The 15,397-nt window shown below is 60.2% G+C and carries 16 protein-coding genes; 8 read left to right on the top strand and 8 right to left on the bottom strand.

The window, feature by feature from the left end; genetic code table 11:
* Nucleotides 1–159: 159 nt before the first annotated feature.
* Nucleotides 160–594, bottom strand: a complete 435-nt coding sequence (locus ACIOU9_RS03565; RefSeq protein ID WP_402696050.1) for a GNAT family N-acetyltransferase — start codon at nucleotides 592–594, stop codon at nucleotides 160–162.
* Nucleotides 595–787: 193 nt separating this feature from the next.
* Nucleotides 788–1,186 carry a hypothetical protein gene (locus ACIOU9_RS03560; RefSeq protein ID WP_402696048.1) on the bottom strand — a complete coding sequence of 133 codons (399 nt, stop codon included), beginning with the start codon at nucleotides 1,184–1,186 and terminating at the stop codon, nucleotides 788–790.
* A 259-nt stretch (nucleotides 1,187–1,445) separates the two neighbouring features.
* Between ACIOU9_RS03560 and ACIOU9_RS03555 the strand changes: the two genes are divergently transcribed.
* Complete coding sequence (locus tag ACIOU9_RS03555) at nucleotides 1,446–1,742, top strand: hypothetical protein (RefSeq protein ID WP_402696046.1); 297 nt, start codon at nucleotides 1,446–1,448, stop codon at nucleotides 1,740–1,742.
* 651 nt (nucleotides 1,743–2,393) lie between these two features.
* On the opposite strand, the gene ACIOU9_RS03550 is transcribed toward ACIOU9_RS03555, so the two are convergent.
* Complete coding sequence (locus tag ACIOU9_RS03550) at nucleotides 2,394–2,771, bottom strand: GntR family transcriptional regulator (RefSeq protein ID WP_402696044.1); 378 nt, start codon at nucleotides 2,769–2,771, stop codon at nucleotides 2,394–2,396.
* A gap of 82 nt (nucleotides 2,772–2,853) precedes the next feature.
* Here ACIOU9_RS03550 and ACIOU9_RS03545 point away from each other — a divergent pair, with 82 nt between their 5' ends.
* Nucleotides 2,854–3,507: an MBL fold metallo-hydrolase gene (locus ACIOU9_RS03545; protein WP_402696043.1), complete on the top strand. Its 654-nt coding sequence runs from the start codon at nucleotides 2,854–2,856 to the stop codon at nucleotides 3,505–3,507.
* A 111-nt stretch (nucleotides 3,508–3,618) separates the two neighbouring features.
* Nucleotides 3,619–4,260 (top strand): phosphatase PAP2 family protein, encoded by a 642-nt coding sequence (locus tag ACIOU9_RS03540; RefSeq protein ID WP_402696041.1) that lies wholly within the window; start codon nucleotides 3,619–3,621, stop codon nucleotides 4,258–4,260.
* Nucleotides 4,261–4,305: 45 nt separating this feature from the next.
* Here the strand turns inward: ACIOU9_RS03540 and ACIOU9_RS03535 are convergent, their stop codons facing one another.
* Together ACIOU9_RS03535 and ACIOU9_RS03530 are read right to left on the bottom strand one after the other, a co-directional pair.
* Nucleotides 4,306–5,097 (bottom strand): trans-aconitate 2-methyltransferase, encoded by a 792-nt coding sequence (locus tag ACIOU9_RS03535; protein WP_402696039.1) that lies wholly within the window; start codon nucleotides 5,095–5,097, stop codon nucleotides 4,306–4,308.
* A 134-nt stretch (nucleotides 5,098–5,231) separates the two neighbouring features.
* Complete coding sequence (locus ACIOU9_RS03530) at nucleotides 5,232–7,700, bottom strand: SIR2 family protein (protein ID WP_402696319.1); 2,469 nt, start codon at nucleotides 7,698–7,700, stop codon at nucleotides 5,232–5,234.
* Nucleotides 7,701–7,897: 197 nt separating this feature from the next.
* Between ACIOU9_RS03530 and ACIOU9_RS03525 the strand changes: the two genes are divergently transcribed.
* The 3 genes from ACIOU9_RS03525 to ACIOU9_RS03515 all read left to right on the top strand — a co-directional run bounded on the left by ACIOU9_RS03525 (nucleotide 7,898) and on the right by ACIOU9_RS03515 (nucleotide 11,165).
* Entirely contained in the window at nucleotides 7,898–10,432 is a 2,535-nt protein-coding gene (locus ACIOU9_RS03525) for a DEAD/DEAH box helicase (protein ID WP_402696038.1), read from the top strand.
* Entirely contained in the window at nucleotides 10,432–10,899 is a 468-nt protein-coding gene (locus ACIOU9_RS03520) for an NUDIX domain-containing protein (RefSeq protein ID WP_332486769.1), read from the top strand. The genes ACIOU9_RS03525 and ACIOU9_RS03520 overlap by 1 nt, the downstream gene beginning before the upstream one ends.
* Before the next feature lie 74 nt (nucleotides 10,900–10,973).
* On the top strand, nucleotides 10,974–11,165 hold the full coding sequence (locus ACIOU9_RS03515) for a hypothetical protein (RefSeq protein ID WP_332486767.1): 192 nt from the start codon (nucleotides 10,974–10,976) through the stop codon (nucleotides 11,163–11,165).
* 16 nt (nucleotides 11,166–11,181) lie between these two features.
* Here the strand turns inward: ACIOU9_RS03515 and ACIOU9_RS03510 are convergent, their stop codons facing one another.
* Together ACIOU9_RS03510 and ACIOU9_RS03505 are read right to left on the bottom strand one after the other, a co-directional pair.
* Nucleotides 11,182–12,120: a phosphotransferase gene (locus ACIOU9_RS03510; RefSeq protein WP_402696036.1), complete on the bottom strand. Its 939-nt coding sequence runs from the start codon at nucleotides 12,118–12,120 to the stop codon at nucleotides 11,182–11,184.
* A gap of 78 nt (nucleotides 12,121–12,198) precedes the next feature.
* Nucleotides 12,199–12,951, bottom strand: coding sequence for a metal-dependent hydrolase (locus tag ACIOU9_RS03505; protein WP_105656685.1), 753 nt, complete (start codon nucleotides 12,949–12,951; stop codon nucleotides 12,199–12,201).
* A gap of 62 nt (nucleotides 12,952–13,013) precedes the next feature.
* On the opposite strand from ACIOU9_RS03505, the gene ACIOU9_RS03500 reads away from it, so the two are divergent.
* Together ACIOU9_RS03500 and ACIOU9_RS03495 are read left to right on the top strand one after the other, a co-directional pair.
* Nucleotides 13,014–13,502: a GNAT family N-acetyltransferase gene (locus ACIOU9_RS03500; RefSeq protein ID WP_133834222.1), complete on the top strand. Its 489-nt coding sequence runs from the start codon at nucleotides 13,014–13,016 to the stop codon at nucleotides 13,500–13,502.
* A complete protein-coding gene (locus ACIOU9_RS03495) occupies nucleotides 13,502–14,788 on the top strand; it encodes an alpha/beta fold hydrolase (protein ID WP_332486761.1) in 1,287 nt (428 codons plus the stop codon). The genes ACIOU9_RS03500 and ACIOU9_RS03495 overlap by 1 nt, the downstream gene beginning before the upstream one ends.
* An 81-nt stretch (nucleotides 14,789–14,869) precedes the next feature.
* Here the strand turns inward: ACIOU9_RS03495 and ACIOU9_RS03490 are convergent, their stop codons facing one another.
* Nucleotides 14,870–15,322 carry a MarR family winged helix-turn-helix transcriptional regulator gene (locus tag ACIOU9_RS03490; RefSeq protein WP_105656688.1) on the bottom strand — a complete coding sequence of 151 codons (453 nt, stop codon included), beginning with the start codon at nucleotides 15,320–15,322 and terminating at the stop codon, nucleotides 14,870–14,872.
* Nucleotides 15,323–15,397 lie beyond the last annotated feature (75 nt).

Raw genomic sequence — 15,397 nt, 5'->3', positions numbered from 1 at the left:
GTGTCATGCCTTGCGAAAGCGAGGCCTGGCACCGTCAACGTGCCTCACCCATATTGATTTTCTCACTCCCCCTAAGCGTTCCTCTTGCGGGCGCTCGTTTAAAGGACAGCCATATGGGACGGTGTGGATGTGCCCCGGATAGCTTTGTGGTCAATGTGCCTATGTGCTCACGAGGTGCAGAATTGGGAACGCTCGGCCCTCACCGTCGGTTTCGGACCGACCTATCTGCGTGAATCCCTTTGCGGCGTAGAAGTTTCGTCCCGATGGATTCTGTTCATTGACGTCGACTCGTACGGATTCACGGCCGGTGACGACCGAATTAAGCAGGGCGCTCCCAATCCCACGACCCTGTGCGAAAGCATCAACAAACAGCATCTCAACAATGTCGTTCTCGATCGCGATGAACCCCATCGGTTGCCCAACTTCTTCGGCTACGCGCAAATCGGACATCTGAGGCAAATATTTTGCTACGTCCGGTTCAATGGAGTCGATATCCGCTGGCGTCAAGAACTCGTGTGTAGCCTCGACTGAGCGGCGCCAAATCGCAAGTAGAGAAGGATAGTCGGTATCAACGGCTGTGCGGATAGAAACCATGGCCTCATTCTAGTACGCGACGGAATCCCGGATCAGTTCAAGTGCCAGCAACGCGTCGCCCGCAAGGTAATCCTGAGCATACTCGGATGGAAATGAGCACCTGGCACAGAGTTTCACGTTTGGACGGCACAGACCGGAGGACAATAGGCAGTACTGCTGACCACCCCGGATAATGTTCCCAGTCGCCAATGCGTTAACTGAACTGCTTGAGTTTCCACTCCGGTCCGTGATTGCTCGGTATGCAGATAAAAGCGCGTCGAAAGACGGAGCTTTTATGAGCTAATAGCGGTTTCGTGCTCAGGACAAAAGTCGCAACGTCATCGATCGTTTCTTCCGTAAATTCCATGACTTCGTCCAAGCCTGCGGGAATCGTTCGAAATCCTATATACCGCCCATCGTAGACGAGTTCCGGTGCTTCACCGCCCAGTACCAGTGTGAAGACACTAAGCCTGGGACCTTGAAGATCTATGTGAATATGGTGCTTACAAACGTAGACTTGAGAGCTAATTTCCTTCGGCAAATTTATTATGACCTTCCCAACCTGATCCTTCAGCTGGGCGAGGTAGTCCAGCACCTTTTGGTCATCTTTCATGAGCCAAAAACTAGCATCATTCGTTTGTGATCCGTTCATGCATCTAAGCCATCCACAATCAGTCCGCGCTCGTGCCCCGCAGCGAGTTCCCCTGGCCGTACCCACCTAGACCAGTTCGAAATATCAAACCGGACGACCACTGCCCGGCCAATACTGATGATCCGAAGCTCATGAATCCTACTTATCTTCTGGCCACTCTCGCCTTTCGAGTGCCGAAACATCCAGACTCCGTCGTAACAGCAATCGATGGAGGAAACGCATGCCAACGCAAAGAGTCCTGCCACTCGCGGATACGGCACCGATCAACAAGTTCTCCGTTGCAGCCCTGACCCTCGTGACCTTTGCCGTGTTGAGCCTGTGGTTCCTTGGCAATTCAGGTCTGGCCATCTTGGCAGTGGGCGCAGGCCACGTCGCGCTAAGCCAGATCGCCCTGCGCGGCGGACGCGGCCGCTGGCTGGCAATCGTTGCGCTCGTGGTTGGATACGCCATTGCCGCCTTGGCGCTCTTCTCGATGTTAACTGCCATCCCGGCAGTGATTCAGCAATACACCGCATAACGCCATCATTTCACGAGCCAGGTTTCCTGATCCTGTGCTGAGGCCTGCCCACCGGTGTCGCCTCATTTCCATGAAGTGGACTACCCCAACGTGTTCCACGGCATTGGGCATGCTTCGCATCGAGCAGATGATCCAGAACATTCTCGCCCACGCGCATGGCATTCCTTTCAATTCAGCATTCCTGGGTTCTAGAGCTCCCACTCGCTTGGGCGACTTAGGGGGTCTGGACCGAGAAGCGGAGCGCACATACTCACAATGCCGAGCGATGCCAGAAGGCGTCCGCGTAGGCGCGGACCGTGCAGGCAGGATCGGCCCGGCGCAGCGCGTTGGCCTAGTTTCCCAGGCTCCAGTCGGCAATCTCCGCAGCTATCGCCAACGGCCACTTTTTGCGGGCCAGCTCCAGCAGGTCCCCGCCGAACGGCCCACAGGTTTGGATTGCGGCGGGTTCGCGGATAGTCCCCGCTCGATGGTGGGTCCGTGCTAGTCAGGTATCGTCTGTTGGAGTTAGGTGCCCCCCAGGTTCCGAGTCCTGCTCCCTTGCCAGCTAATCGCCGTAGGGTTGGTGCCGGAATGAATGCCCCTATCCCGTCTCGCGTTCATCAGGCTCCACCTGCCGCTGGATCCCGGAATCAGTTCCAGAGCCGCCCGGAGCTACCTTGGCAAGGAGCTGAACGCCGCGCGAAGGTACTTTACCGCGGTTGATTCGTCGACCGACCAAAGTTGGGCGATGCGGGCCAGGTCGGCGGCCGCGTCGCTGACTTCCTGCTCAGCACGATTCTCCGCAGCTTGGACCACGGTTCCATGACGGCCGCGGGTGACAACGGCACCCTGCAGCTCAAGTTCCTTGTAGACCTTGGCGACGGTATTCACCGCAAGGTTGAGGGTACTGGAGAATGCGCGAACCGACGGCAACTTGGTGCCCGGAGCAAGTTTGCCCTCGGCGATCGCAGCGAGGATCTGCTCGCGGATCTGCTGATACGGTGCCACGCCCGAGTTCGGTTCGATCTTGATGAATTCCAGTTCGGTCATCCTGCGCTCCATCCTTTGGACTTCGATTGGTATTTACCCGAGCCTATCGCGTTAGCCGGGATCTGCACCGTAGTCTGGTTGCATGAACGAACTATTACTGAACGATGTGACCGTCCGTTGGGTATCTGTATCCGACATGGCAAACAACGTGTACCTGGTGACTAATCGGAAGACCGGCGAGCAGCTGCTGGTGGATGCGGCGGATGACATGCAGGCCATCGAGCGGCTCATCCAGGCAGCCAGTGAAGACGCCAGCGATCCGCGCATTATCGGCATCGCCACGACGCATCAGCACTGGGACCACGTGCGCGCGCTGGCCGACGCCGTGGAGAAGTACCCGGTGCCAACCTACGCCGGTGCAGACGACGTGGCCGGCATCGCTGAAGAATCCGGGGTCAAGATCGACCATGCGCTGAATCACGGCGACCAGCTGAAGCTGGGCGATGTGACCATCGAGGCGATCCACTTGCGCGGGCATACGCCAGGTTCGATCGGCTATGCGCTGGTAGATTCCTCCGGGCAGCCAGTCGTCCTCAGCGGCGACAGCTTGTTCCCCGGAGGCGTGGGCAACACCTGGAAGGATCCGCAGCGGTTCCTATCGCTGCTCACAGACGTCTCCGAACGCATCTTCGGCCGGTTCCCCGACGAAACCAAGGTTCTGCCGGGGCATGGCGATTCGACGACGCTGGGGGCGGAACGCCCGAATTTGGAGCTGTGGCGCGAACGCGGGTGGTAGCCCCTGGCTGCGTTGCCAGCGGCTGACGTGCCGCTGGCACCAGCCTCCTCTGGCAGAGGCTCTTCTTACTTCTGGTGCCTGCAGCCGGATCAGATCCGTATAATCTCCACTGTGAATTCTCCCTCCCCCGCACGAATCGCCATCACCCCTTCACGGCCAGCCATCTTCATTGCGGTCCTCGCGTTGATGGCGATGGCCGCCTATCCGGTGCGTGATGCCTTGTATCTGGGGATTTCAGGAACAGTTGCGCAGTCAGCGCAGCTCTCCGCGGCAGCTGTGTTCTTTTCCGAGACCTTGCTCATGCTGCTGATGGCCGGAGCCTGCACGCTCGCAGTCCACTGCTGGTTCCGTGACCGCGTTGCGTTCTGGCGCCTGGTTCCAGGCGCCATTGGCGCGGTAGCGGCCTATGGCCTGAGCGAACTGGCCAAGATTCTGGTTACCGAAGAACGCCCCTGCCGCGCCCTGGATGCCGTCACCGCGGTGGCCTGCCCGGAGGCAGGCGACTGGTCCTGGCCGTCCAACCATTCGGTCGTCGCCGCGGGCATTGCCGCAGCCTGCACGCTGGCCCTTCCGAAGCTGGCCATGTACGCGATACCTGCCGTCTTGCTCATTGCCCTCTCCCGCGTGGGCGTAGGCGCCCACTTCGTCCACGACGTCTTCTCCGGGGCGGCGCTGGGCACCCTGGTCGTCCTGGTCTGCGTCCATGTGCTGCCGCGACTGGTGCAAAGGCACACCCCGGGAACCGTCCGCTGAAGCAGCGCGCCCCCACGGCTATCCCGTTGCCGGTCCTGGAGCGAGTCAGCCGAGTTTGTGCCCGATCATGAAAATCCTGCGGAACGGGAAGTTCGTCAGGACGGTACCGTCCTGCGAAGCAAATGACGGGTAGTGCGTGGAGACTTCGGCCCGGTAGTCGTTTTCGAACTCCCGATAGTCTTCGTCGCTGAGCGTGTGGCGAATGGGCAGCAGCGCCGTCCCGCGAACCCAGTTCAGGATCGGGTTCTCCCCCGCGAGCAGCTGATGGTAGGTGGTTTCCCAGACATTAGCCTGGAACCCCGCCTCCAGGAAGATCCGCTGGTATTCATCTGGCTCGCCCACCACGTCGTCGTGGCGCAGCACCCCTGCCAGCTTGCCTGACCACTTCGGGCTGTCGGCAATTGCGCGCATCACCGCATGCGACGGAGAGCCGAAGTTGCCCGGGACCTGGATGGCCACGTTCGCACCGGGCTTCAGCTTGTTCAGCCATCGATCAAGCAGCTCGCGGTGCCCCGGAAGCCATTGCAGCATTGCGTTGGAGAATAGCAGGTCCGTGTCGGCATCAGGGTTCCACGCCGTGGCGTCGGCGAGCGCGAAATCAAGGTTGCTTTCGTGCTCGTTCTCGGTGGCTTTGGAGATCATCTCCTTCGAGGAATCAAGGCCCGTGACCTGCGCTTGCGGCCAGCGCTGGGCCAGCAGCCGGGTCATGTTTCCCGGGCCGCACCCCAGGTCGATGATCTTCGACGCATCAACCGCGACCAGCTGCCCCAGCAAATCCTTGTATGGTCGGCCACGGTAATCGGAGAATTCAGTGTATTTCGTCGGATCCCATTTCATATTCCTGAGCCTAAACCCGAGGCGCACGCAACATCCAGCCCCCAGTCACAGTTCTCAACCGATAGGCTAGAGCATCTCTTCTTGACCTTAAATACGAGCAAAAAAATCGAATTACTATCTAGGGCATTCAAGATTCAATAAACTATTGAATCAAATTTAGAGCGTAAACGTTCTAAAGATTCAGATGTATCATCGTTGGATTCCGCAATCAACCTGACCATTTTATACCGATGCATCCACGCCACCTTAACCTTTTCATAAAGGTCATGGACGCCCTCAGCGGAAGACTCATCGATTATTGATTTTTTAAGTCGCTCCAATACATAAAGCGCAAATTGAAGGTAGGCATTCCAAGTCACAAAACTGGAAGATAAGTCCCTGTCGCGCTCCGCTGCAGTCAGAAATGCACTCTCGGCTCGTTCGAAGTATACGTGGACGTCAACATCAGCCCGTGCGGCCTTTTCCATGAGGACAGTCCCAAGAGTCGTGTACCTATAAGTATCCGGCAAGAATTCTTTAGCACGCATTGCAAATGACTCAGCTTTGGCCAAAAGTCCCACGTCGACATTTGAAGCCCTCCGGGCTTGAATCGCACGTTGTTCCCAGTAGTGCCCACTCCACTGACCAAAAACGTCGATGAGCCCCGAATACCACTCGTCCAGATCATCGCTATGAAAATAGTTGTCCAAATTCTTATGCTGCATCATTGACCCAACAAGCATCGTCGTTGCATTACGCTCACGATAGCTCGACTGATTAAGCCTGGGCCCGACTCGTCGAATTCCTCGACTTATCGCGGCCAGCGCATTCGGCGTTCCTAATCGTGCCAATACATGGTCCAATGCCATCCAACGATGACGAGTGCGAAGCTGAAGGCCGTCCGTGGTTAACAACGACCCCAAATGCTCATCGTTCTCAACGAGCGCTATCAGGTCATCCGTATCCATACTCACCATGCGGGCGGCATCCACGATAATCAGTTTTCTATCCACATAGGAGGCGTAGGATGCAATCAGTACAATCTCAAGTGTTGCATTAGAAACAATGCCGGTTAGCAGCTCACCTACTCGACGACCAAACCCTGGCGCATTCTCAACCCTCGACATGGCGTCGAATAACTCTTTCCCACGGAAATGCTTATTCTGCGTCGCAGGGGTTTGTCCTTCTAAAATGCCAAGCCGACCATAGCTATCGAGCTTTTTGATGATCTGCGTGGAATCGCTGCCACTCAGCCTACTCCGAATTGCGTGTACACGGTTATAGGCAAGGTAGGCGGGTTCAACACGACCTAGGATACTGGCCACTCGTTTCGTATCCTCAACTGCTATACAGACAATTTTCAAATCAGCGGCCCGCGCGCGAGTTATCAGCTCGTTTACGTCATCGACTATATCCGCTATCCCATCAAACATTAAGGCTACTTCTCTACCATTTCCGGCATAGGAAATAATTGCCTCAATATCAATTCTTTCTTCGCTGCGAAAGTAAAAAACTCGCCATGCGGTCTTGTGCAAATAGTAGGCGATCTGCAATAAGCCGGTCGATCTTCCTGAAAGACGTCTTCCAGAATACGCGATTACGGACGCTGTCCTCAACCTAGTGCCTAGATCACCGCATTTACTTTTAGCGTCAGTAACCCACTCCAGTTCAGCGGGAAGCTCTTGAAGAACATCAGACCACGACGGTTCATCACCACCATAGAAATCATGATCTTTCTGCTTCCCCATCTTTTTGTAACTATTGAGTTCAATGAATTGTTGGCCAACTCTTAGACCAACTTCGAATTCGTTGTCTACTGGTCTTTCCAAATCCAGTTTTGTAAGTTCACTCCACTGCATCACAAAGTCTTCAGCCGTCATCTCAATTGGAATTAGCCCCCAGCGCTCCAAATCATCGCGCATCCCTTCAGAAATCGTACGGGACACGTAGAAGCTTGGCGCGTCATTGGCCGGGTTTCGTCTAGCAATAACCGCTTCGATATCGGGCTCATCCCTCAACCTCGCACCGAGAATTACGAAAGGAGAATTTCCATAAGAATCACGGAAGTTAAGTGGCCACGCGGCCCTAACGACGGCCGAACCTGCATATTCGGACAATGAAAAAACAAGCTCACGAGTTTTTTCGTTGTCAACCAAACCATGAAGATGAATAACGTCGAGATTTTTCGATCTACTATATTCGTCGTCCCAGTTCAACACACGGAGAGTACGTGAACTCGGACCTGCCGCGTCTTTATACGCGGACTCAAAAGAATCATCAATATTTAGCGTCCATACTGAATTCCAGGGGAATCGAGCATAGTATTCCATCCAATACGGCGGAGTAACATTCCAGAATTTACTTTTCAACCACGAATAAACCTTTTCAATACCCGCCTTTTGCACGGCGCGGTCATACACACGCCACAGAAAATCACCTTCTTCCAAAAATACGTCGAACGCTGAAGAGATCTCGTGGCTCAGTTCGACACTGCCCGGTAATTTAGCACCTCTTTCCGAAATAGAGTCACGGCTGGCGCCCGCCCCGAGCAATAGATGATACTCACCATTTAACGCAGCTCTCCGGATAGCCTGCAATCTCGAATCATCAAATTCTGGCAACATTTCCACCTCGTGCTCATAAAAGTTCCGTTCAAGACAAACTTCTATCTTTAAAGTGAGAAAGTCTACTACTTTCTTAAAGTTCTCAAATATTTATTTTTGATTCAACCGTTTCTGTAAGTCCAACGAGGGGGAACAGAAGCACCGTACACACGTTCCAGCCCCCAGTCACAGTTCTCAACCGATAGGCTAGGAACATCATGTTGCTCACCGATTATCTGCCAGCAGACGCCAAGAACGTATCCGACGACGAAATCTACGAGGCTTTCGGCCAATGGGTCGCGACCCGTGGCATCAACCTCTATCCCGCACAGGACGAAGCGTCGATGGCGCTGGCCGGCGGCAACAACGTCATCCTGGCCACCCCCACCGGCTCGGGCAAGTCCATGGTTGCCATCGCAGCCCACTTCTACGCCATGGCCCGAGACCAGATCAGCTTCTACACCGCGCCGATCAAGGCGCTGGTCTCCGAGAAGTTCTTCGACCTGTGCAAGATCTTCGGCGCAGAGAACGTCGGCATGGTCACCGGCGATTCCTCGGTGAACGCCGACGCCCCGATCATCTGCTGCACCGCTGAGATCCTGGCGAACATCGCCCTGCGCGAAGGCTCCAAGGCGGACGTGGGCTGCGTGATCATGGACGAGTTCCACTTCTACGCCGATCCGCAGCGCGGCTGGGCCTGGCAGGTGCCGCTGATCGAACTGCCGCAGGCGCAGTTCCTGCTGATGAGCGCCACCCTGGGCGATGTCACCCGCTTCGAGCAGGAACTCGAAGAGCGCACCGGCACCCCGACGGTGACCGTCGCGCACACCGAGCGCCCAATCCCGCTGCACTTCTACTACTCCATGGAGCCGGTGCAGGAGGCCGTGGAGGAACTGATCAAGACCAAGCAGGTGCCGATCTACATCGTGCACTTCTCGCAGCTCGATGCCATCGACCGCGCCACCGGGCTGATGAGCGTGAATGTGGCCACGCGCGAGGAGAAGGAAAAGATCTCCGAGATGATCGGCGGATTCCGCTTTGCCGCCGGGTTCGGCAAGACGCTGAACCGCCTGGTGCGCCACGGCATCGGCATCCACCACGCCGGCATGCTGCCCAAGTACCGCCGCCTGGTCGAGCAGCTGGCACAGGCCGGCCTGCTCAAGGTCATCTGCGGCACCGACACCCTGGGGGTGGGAATCAACGTGCCGATCCGCACCGTGGTGATCACCGCGCTGTCCAAGTTCGACGGCACCCGTACGCGCATCGTGAACGCCCGCGAATTCCACCAGATTGCCGGGCGCGCGGGCCGCGCAGGTTTCGATACCGCAGGCACCGTGCTGGTGCAGGCTCCGGAGCATGCGATCGAGAACCACAAGGCCATGGAAAAGGCGCTGAAGAAGCACGGCGAGGGCTCGTCCAAGCTCAAGCAGATCCCGAAGAAGAAGCCGCCGCAGAACTTCGTGACCTGGGGCGAGAAGACCTTCGAGAAGATCGTCGAGGCCGCCCCCGAGACGCTGAAGTCCTCATTCCAGGTCTCGCACTCGATGCTGCTGAACCTGCTGGAGCGCGAGGACAATTCGTTCGAGGCCGCCCAGCGCCTGCTCAGCGAAAACCACGAGACCCCGGCGTCCCAGCGCAAGCTGAAGCTGCGCGCCCTGGGAATCCTGCGCGAACTGATCGCCACCGAGGTGGTCGTGCGCCGCAATGAGCCAGACGAATACGGCAACTACTATGAGCTGACCGTGCACCTGCAGCAGAACTTCGCGCTGAACCAGCCGCTCTCGCCCTTCGCGCTGGCCGCCCTGGACCTGCTGGATCCGGATTCGGCCAGCTATGCGCTGGATGTCGTTTCGGTGATCGAGGCGACCTTGGAAAAGCCGCGCCAGGTGCTCTCCGGCCAGGAGAAGAAGGCCCGCGGCGAGGCCATCGCCGCGATGAAGGCCGAAGGCATGGACTACAACGACCGCATGAACGCACTGGATGAAATCACCTATGCGATGCCGCTGGCCGAGAAGCTGGAGAGCGCCTTCGAGCAGTACCGCTCCGGCGCGCCGTGGCTCTCGGACTTCGAACTGGCGCCGAAGTCGATCGTGCGCGACATGTACGAACGCGCCATGGGCTTCTCCGATTTCGTCCAGTACTACCAGCTGGCCCGCTCCGAGGGCGTGCTGCTGCGCTACCTCACCGATGCCTACAAGGCCCTGCGACAGACCGTTCCCCAGGACGCGCTGCGCGAGGACCTCGAAGACCTGATCGAATGGCTCGGCGAGATGATCCGCCAGATCGACTCCTCGCTGCTGGACGAATGGGAAGAGCTCTCCCGCGGCGAGCTGAGCGAGGCAACCGAAACCGCACCGCCTCCGGCACCGGAAAAGCTGACCAGCAATGTGCGCGCCTTCCGCGTAATGGTCCGCAACGAGATGTTCCGCCGCGTGAAGCTGTTCGCCGATGAGCAGGACAAGGCCCTGGGCGAGCTCGACGGGCATAGCGGCTTCGACGCGGACACCTGGGCCGATGCCATGGACGGCTACTTCGACGAGCACGAGGACATCGACGACGGTCCCGCCGGACGCGGCTCGAAGCTGTTCATCATCAAGGACATGCCCCAGCGCACCTGGGAGGTGCGCCAGATCTTCGCCGACCCATCCGAGCACCACGACTGGGGCATCACCGCCACCATCTCGCTGGATGACTCGGACGAGGCCGGCGAACCTGTGGTCAAGGTGACTTCGGTGGGCCGCCTGGACTCCTGATGCCCGCCATCAGCTACGCCATCTTGCGGCGCGCCGACGAAGTCCTGCTTCAACTGAGGTCGGGAACCGGCTACATGGACGGGTTCTGGAGCACGGCGGCCGCCGGGCACGTTGAGCCCGGCGAGGCTGCCGTTGCCGCCGCCGTTCGCGAAGCCCGTGAGGAACTGGGCATCCGGATCGCGGCAGACCAGCTCCAGCCGCTGTGCACGGTGCACCGCTACCTGCAAGCGGGCAGCGGCGCCCAATCCCCTGTGGATTTCTTCTTCCTGGCGCGCCAGTGGGACGGTACTCCGCGCCTCATGGAACCGGAGAAAGCCTGCGAGCTTCGCTGGTTCCCGCTCGATGCCCTGCCGCAGAACCTCGTTGCGCAGGAACAGCTGGTACTTTCCCGGCTGGATTCCGGCTTGCCGCCAATTATCTGCATGGGATCCGGCACGGCGCTGGACCAGCCCCGGCATCTGGGCTAGTCGCGCACTCGATGCCCGAGGCATCTTCCCGGAGTCCGGTGGCAATGCCGCGGACAGTGCCGTAGGGTATGGCCATGAACGGGTACAAGCTTCGCCTGCTCGGGGCAGTCCTCCTGCTGCTGGTCCTGGTCGGGCTGCTCAGCGGCTGGTCCGAGCTCTTTGCTTCCGGCGCGTGGCTGGCGACCTTGGTCCAGCTCGGTTCGCTGGTCCTGGGCCTGGCCCTGGTCTACCGCGGGGAAAATGCCACGCCGGCCCGGTTCAGTTAGCCCCTGCAACAGCCAGCTAGGCTAGCCGCGCCTTGAGCCATCCAACGGTGGCTGCCGCCTGCTTCGCGTGATAGCTGCGCAGCGTGGGCAGCCCGGGAACCTCGGGCCTGCGCGCCGCGTCCACATAGTAGGCGGCCAGTCCAGCTAAGACCGCGCTGACCGCGTCCGCGCCCACCGATTCGAAGATCGGGTGGGAGGCGGCAATGGCATCCGCATCCAGCGCCGGGTCGAAGATCCGCGCTTCAACCAGCACCGTCAACGCGTCATACCATGCGGCGCCCCGCGAAGCCCACGGCCAATCCACCAGCAGCACTTCTCCGCCGTCGCCCAGCAGGATGTTGTCCGAGCGCAGATCCGAATGCACCAGCTGGTCTCCGGCCAGCGCCCCGATACCGTCCATGGCCAGCCCATGGAGTTCTTCCAGGTTCTGTGCCACCCAGGGATCAGCTGGAAGCCAGCCGTCCTGCATGATCCGCCCAAAACCGGCTACGTCCTCGCGCAGTTCCTCTTCCAGCGGCGGCAGCAGCTCGATCAAGGAAAAAGGGGCCTGATGAGCCAGCTGCGCCAGCGTGTCCAGTACCCGTTCGAGCTGTCCGGCCGGCCAGGGAAGCTGCGGGCTGGCCCCTGGGCCTTCAGCGAAGACCAAGGCCTCCCAGCCTTGCCAGCTGATGCGCCCCAGGAACTGCGGAACCGGCAAGGCCGCCGGGAGCTTGGCCGCTATTGCCGCTTCGCGGGCGTGCAATGCCGTGGCCGGGGCACTGAGGCCCGGATGCACCGCCTTGGCGAAGACCCGCTGGCCATCGGCGGTGAGCAGCCGATCGGCGCTGCCCGGGGAAAACCCCGAGGCTTGGCTTAGCGCCCGGATCACCCGGGATCCAAGGTGCGATTCGATCCGAGCGCGCAGTTCGCCAGGAAGCTGATCCCAGGTGATGCGCCGGGTGAATTGAATCTGCATGGTTCGAATCATGCCAGATCACCGGCTGCCAGCCACAGCGCGTTGCACTGCGGCGAGCCGGCAGCGGGCCGGGGGCCCTCAGGCGACGATCAGCGCGATGCCCACATAGGTAGTGAGCAGCGTCGCGAGCAGCCATTCTGCGGTGGAGCCCGTCTCGGCCAGAATCGGCAATGCCACCCGCCCATTGGACTTCCAGCAGCCGCCAATCAGCGGCAGCCGGCGGAACCAGCGCGGCGAGCCGATCTTGATCGGCCACAGCAGGTTGCAGCCGCCGATGGTCAGCATGTCGCCCAGCACGTGCACGATCGCGCCCAGGGAGACTGCCATCAGGAACCAGAGGTTCTGCTCCGGCGCATTCATCCCGACGAAAGTCCCGGCGGCCAAGGCGATAATCCAGCACAGCAGCGGCGGCATGAATTTCATGGTCTTCACCGCGAAGGAAATCAGCAGGATCGCGAACAGCGCCGCGGCCGGGTAGACCGTGCCCAACGCCGCGGTCTGCACATCCCAGCCGTTGGCCAGCCAGGCCAGGAAGATGAAGAAGGCGATGCCGATCAGCGAATGGGTGCCGTTGCGGTGCCCGCCCGAAACCGAACCGACAATCCGCGTGAAAATGCTGGAGAACGGGGGCAGCGAGCGCGCGATCGTGGCCCCATGGTGATCCGCGTCGGGCAGCAGGGCCGCGCCAGCGCAGACGATCGCGCCGGCCAGGGTTTCCCAGCGGTCCATCTGGAAAGTTCCCAGCCCCAGGTTCACCGAACCCACGGTGACGTCAGTTGTAATTGCCAACCATGCGGCTGCGCCGCTCACCGCGTGGTGTCCACCCATCATGCATTCAACCTTAGGTCTGGTCACCGACGTTTTAGCGGTGCGACGGAGGTAAGCTGGAACACATGAGTATTGTGCGTGAAGCTGTTCCGGGCGACTGCCCGCAGATCTTGGCGATGATCCAGGAATTGGCCGACTATGAAAGGGAACCTGATGCGGTGCTCAACACCGCAGCAGACCTCCAATCCCATCTGTTCGGCCCCAATCCCCAGGTCTTCGCCCATGTTGCCGAGGATGAAACCGGGACGCTCAGGGGCATGGCCCTGTGGTATCTGACCTACTCCACTTGGGAAGGCCGGCACGGCATCCATCTGGAGGATCTGTATGTGCGCGAATCCCAGCGCGGTTCAGGCACCGGCACCGCGTTGCTGCGCACGCTGGCGCAGATCTGCGTCGAACGCGGCTACAAGCGCCTGGAATGGTCAGTGCTGGATTGGAACGAGCCGGCCATCAGGTTCTACGACGCCATCGGTTCCAGCTCCATGGACGGCTGGAGCACCCGGCGCCTGGACGGCGAAGCACTGCAACAACTTGGCATGCAAGGAGCGAGCTAATGCGCCACTACCGCGGTATGGATGTCACCGACCATCGCATCGAGGTTCCACTGGATCACGCCGATCCGCAGGGCGAAAAGATCTCGGTCTTCGCCCGCGAGATCAGCACCGGCACGGCCAAGCCCTGGCTGCTGTTCCTGCAGGGCGGTCCAGGGGGCAAATCCCCGCGCCCCGGTTCCTTGTCGGGGTGGTTGGCCGAAGCCACCAAGCACTTCCGCGTGCTGCTGCTGGACCAGCGCGGCACCGGACTGTCCACCCCGGCTAACCGCAAGTCCCTGCCGCTGCGCGGGGACTCGGCCGCCCAGGCCCGCTACCTCTCGCATTTCCGCGCCGACTCGATTGTGCGCGACGCCGAAGCCCTGCGCGAGCACCTGGGCATCGAGCAGTGGAGCACCCTGGGGCAGAGCTACGGCGGGTTCTGCACCCTGACCTATCTCTCGCTCTTCCCGCAGTCGCTCACCCGCTGCCTGGTCACCGGCGGGCTGGCCTCGCTGGATGCCGATGCGAAGACCGTCTACCGCGCCACCTACCAGCGGATGGCAGAACGCAACCGCGAGTACTTCTCCTGGTACCCCGAGGACTTCCAGACCCTGCACAGGATCTACGAGCATGTGCGCACCAATGACGATGAGCTGCTGCCCAACGGCCAGCGCGTCACCGTGCCGCTGGTGCAGATGCTGGGCATGTACCTGGGCGGAAACACCCGGGTGCACCTGCTGCATCACATCTTCGAGGAGGCCTTCAGCTTCACCCCGGGCGGCGACCGCCTCTCGGATAGCTTCCTCGAAGCGCTCTTGGCCCAGAGCTCTTTCGCCTCGAACCCGCTCTATGCGCTGATGCATGAAACCATCTATGCCCAAGGCGAGCCGACCAATTTCGCGGCCGAACAAGTCCTGCCGGAATTCGCCGACTTCACCCGCCACGCGGCGACCCCGCTGCTGACCGGCGAGATGATCTACAGCTGGCACTTCGCCGAAGATCCTGCCCTGCGCCCCCTGGAGGACGTGGCCCGCATCCTGGCCGAGCACGAAGGCTTCGGCCCGCTCTACGATCTGGACGTCCTGGCCAAGAACACCGTGCCTGTGGCCGCCGCGGTCTACCATGACGACGTCTATGTGGACCGCGAGCTCTCGCTGCGCACCGCCTCGCAGGTGGCCGGGTTGCAGACCTGGGTGACCGATCAATTCCACCATGACGGCATCGGCGACGATGGCCCGGCGATCTTCCGCCGGCTGCTGGCCATGGCCAACGGCGAAGACCCGGACGCCGCGGCCCAGGACAGCTAGCCCGCGCACCGGCTAGGTTAACGCGCAGGGCGCTTGAATCCCCCGGGGATTCAAGCGCCCTGCGCGTTAATCCTTCTGCTGCTAATGGTCCAGCTTCGCGGCAACCTGGTCATTCAACCGCTGCAGCAGCGGCACAGCCTGCGCCAGAATCCGCCGTTCCTCGGCGCTGAAGGAATCGATGCCGCCGGCCAGCGAGGAAATCGCGCGTTGCCGGTAGGCTTCGATGGCCTCCTTGCCGTCGCCGGTCAGGCTCACCAGGCTGGCGCGCCCGTCCCCAGGGTCCGGTTGGCGCTGGACCAACTGGTCGTTTTCCATGCGGATGACCAGACCGGTCATGGTCGGCTGGGCCACGCGCTGCTCGATCGCCAAGTCGCCCACGCGCTGGGGGCCCAACCGGTCCAGGGTGGAAAGCACCCGCCAAGCGGTCACCGATCGGCCTTGCCCGGCCGCGCGTCCAAGCAGCCGGGACATGGTGCCCGACGCTAGTGCTACGCCGGTGGCAATGCCACTGGCTTCTGTCGATAGGTCGCTCATGGAAAATACCTTAGCAGAACAGCATAGGCACACTATGCGGGTGCGGAAAACCCGCCGGGGCCAGTTGGAAGCAAC

This window comes from Glutamicibacter sp. NPDC087583 (assembly GCF_044743685.1).
Classification (GTDB): domain Bacteria; phylum Actinomycetota; class Actinomycetes; order Actinomycetales; family Micrococcaceae; genus Glutamicibacter.
This window is presented reverse-complemented; position numbering and strand designations above follow the sequence as displayed.

What these genes read in the sequence shown, in the direction of transcription:
- ACIOU9_RS03565 (WP_402696050.1), bottom strand. Translation starts at nt 594, where the DNA reads ATGGTTTCTATCCGCACAGCCGTTGATACCGACTATCCTTCTCTACTT.
- ACIOU9_RS03560 (WP_402696048.1), bottom strand. Translation starts at nt 1,186, where the DNA reads ATGAAAGATGACCAAAAGGTGCTGGACTACCTCGCCCAGCTGAAGGAT.
- ACIOU9_RS03555 (WP_402696046.1), top strand. Translation starts at nt 1,446, where the DNA reads ATGCCAACGCAAAGAGTCCTGCCACTCGCGGATACGGCACCGATCAAC.
- ACIOU9_RS03550 (WP_402696044.1), bottom strand. Translation starts at nt 2,771, where the DNA reads ATGACCGAACTGGAATTCATCAAGATCGAACCGAACTCGGGCGTGGCA.
- ACIOU9_RS03545 (WP_402696043.1), top strand. Translation starts at nt 2,854, where the DNA reads ATGAACGAACTATTACTGAACGATGTGACCGTCCGTTGGGTATCTGTA.
- ACIOU9_RS03535 (WP_402696039.1), bottom strand. Translation starts at nt 5,097, where the DNA reads ATGAAATGGGATCCGACGAAATACACTGAATTCTCCGATTACCGTGGC.
- ACIOU9_RS03530 (WP_402696319.1), bottom strand. Translation starts at nt 7,700, where the DNA reads ATGTTGCCAGAATTTGATGATTCGAGATTGCAGGCTATCCGGAGAGCT.
- ACIOU9_RS03525 (WP_402696038.1), top strand. Translation starts at nt 7,898, where the DNA reads ATGTTGCTCACCGATTATCTGCCAGCAGACGCCAAGAACGTATCCGAC.
- ACIOU9_RS03520 (WP_332486769.1), top strand. Translation starts at nt 10,432, where the DNA reads ATGCCCGCCATCAGCTACGCCATCTTGCGGCGCGCCGACGAAGTCCTG.
- ACIOU9_RS03515 (WP_332486767.1), top strand. Translation starts at nt 10,974, where the DNA reads ATGAACGGGTACAAGCTTCGCCTGCTCGGGGCAGTCCTCCTGCTGCTG.
- ACIOU9_RS03510 (WP_402696036.1), bottom strand. Translation starts at nt 12,120, where the DNA reads ATGCAGATTCAATTCACCCGGCGCATCACCTGGGATCAGCTTCCTGGC.
- ACIOU9_RS03505 (WP_105656685.1), bottom strand. Translation starts at nt 12,951, where the DNA reads ATGATGGGTGGACACCACGCGGTGAGCGGCGCAGCCGCATGGTTGGCA.
- ACIOU9_RS03500 (WP_133834222.1), top strand. Translation starts at nt 13,014, where the DNA reads ATGAGTATTGTGCGTGAAGCTGTTCCGGGCGACTGCCCGCAGATCTTG.
- ACIOU9_RS03495 (WP_332486761.1), top strand. Translation starts at nt 13,502, where the DNA reads ATGCGCCACTACCGCGGTATGGATGTCACCGACCATCGCATCGAGGTT.
- ACIOU9_RS03490 (WP_105656688.1), bottom strand. Translation starts at nt 15,322, where the DNA reads ATGAGCGACCTATCGACAGAAGCCAGTGGCATTGCCACCGGCGTAGCA.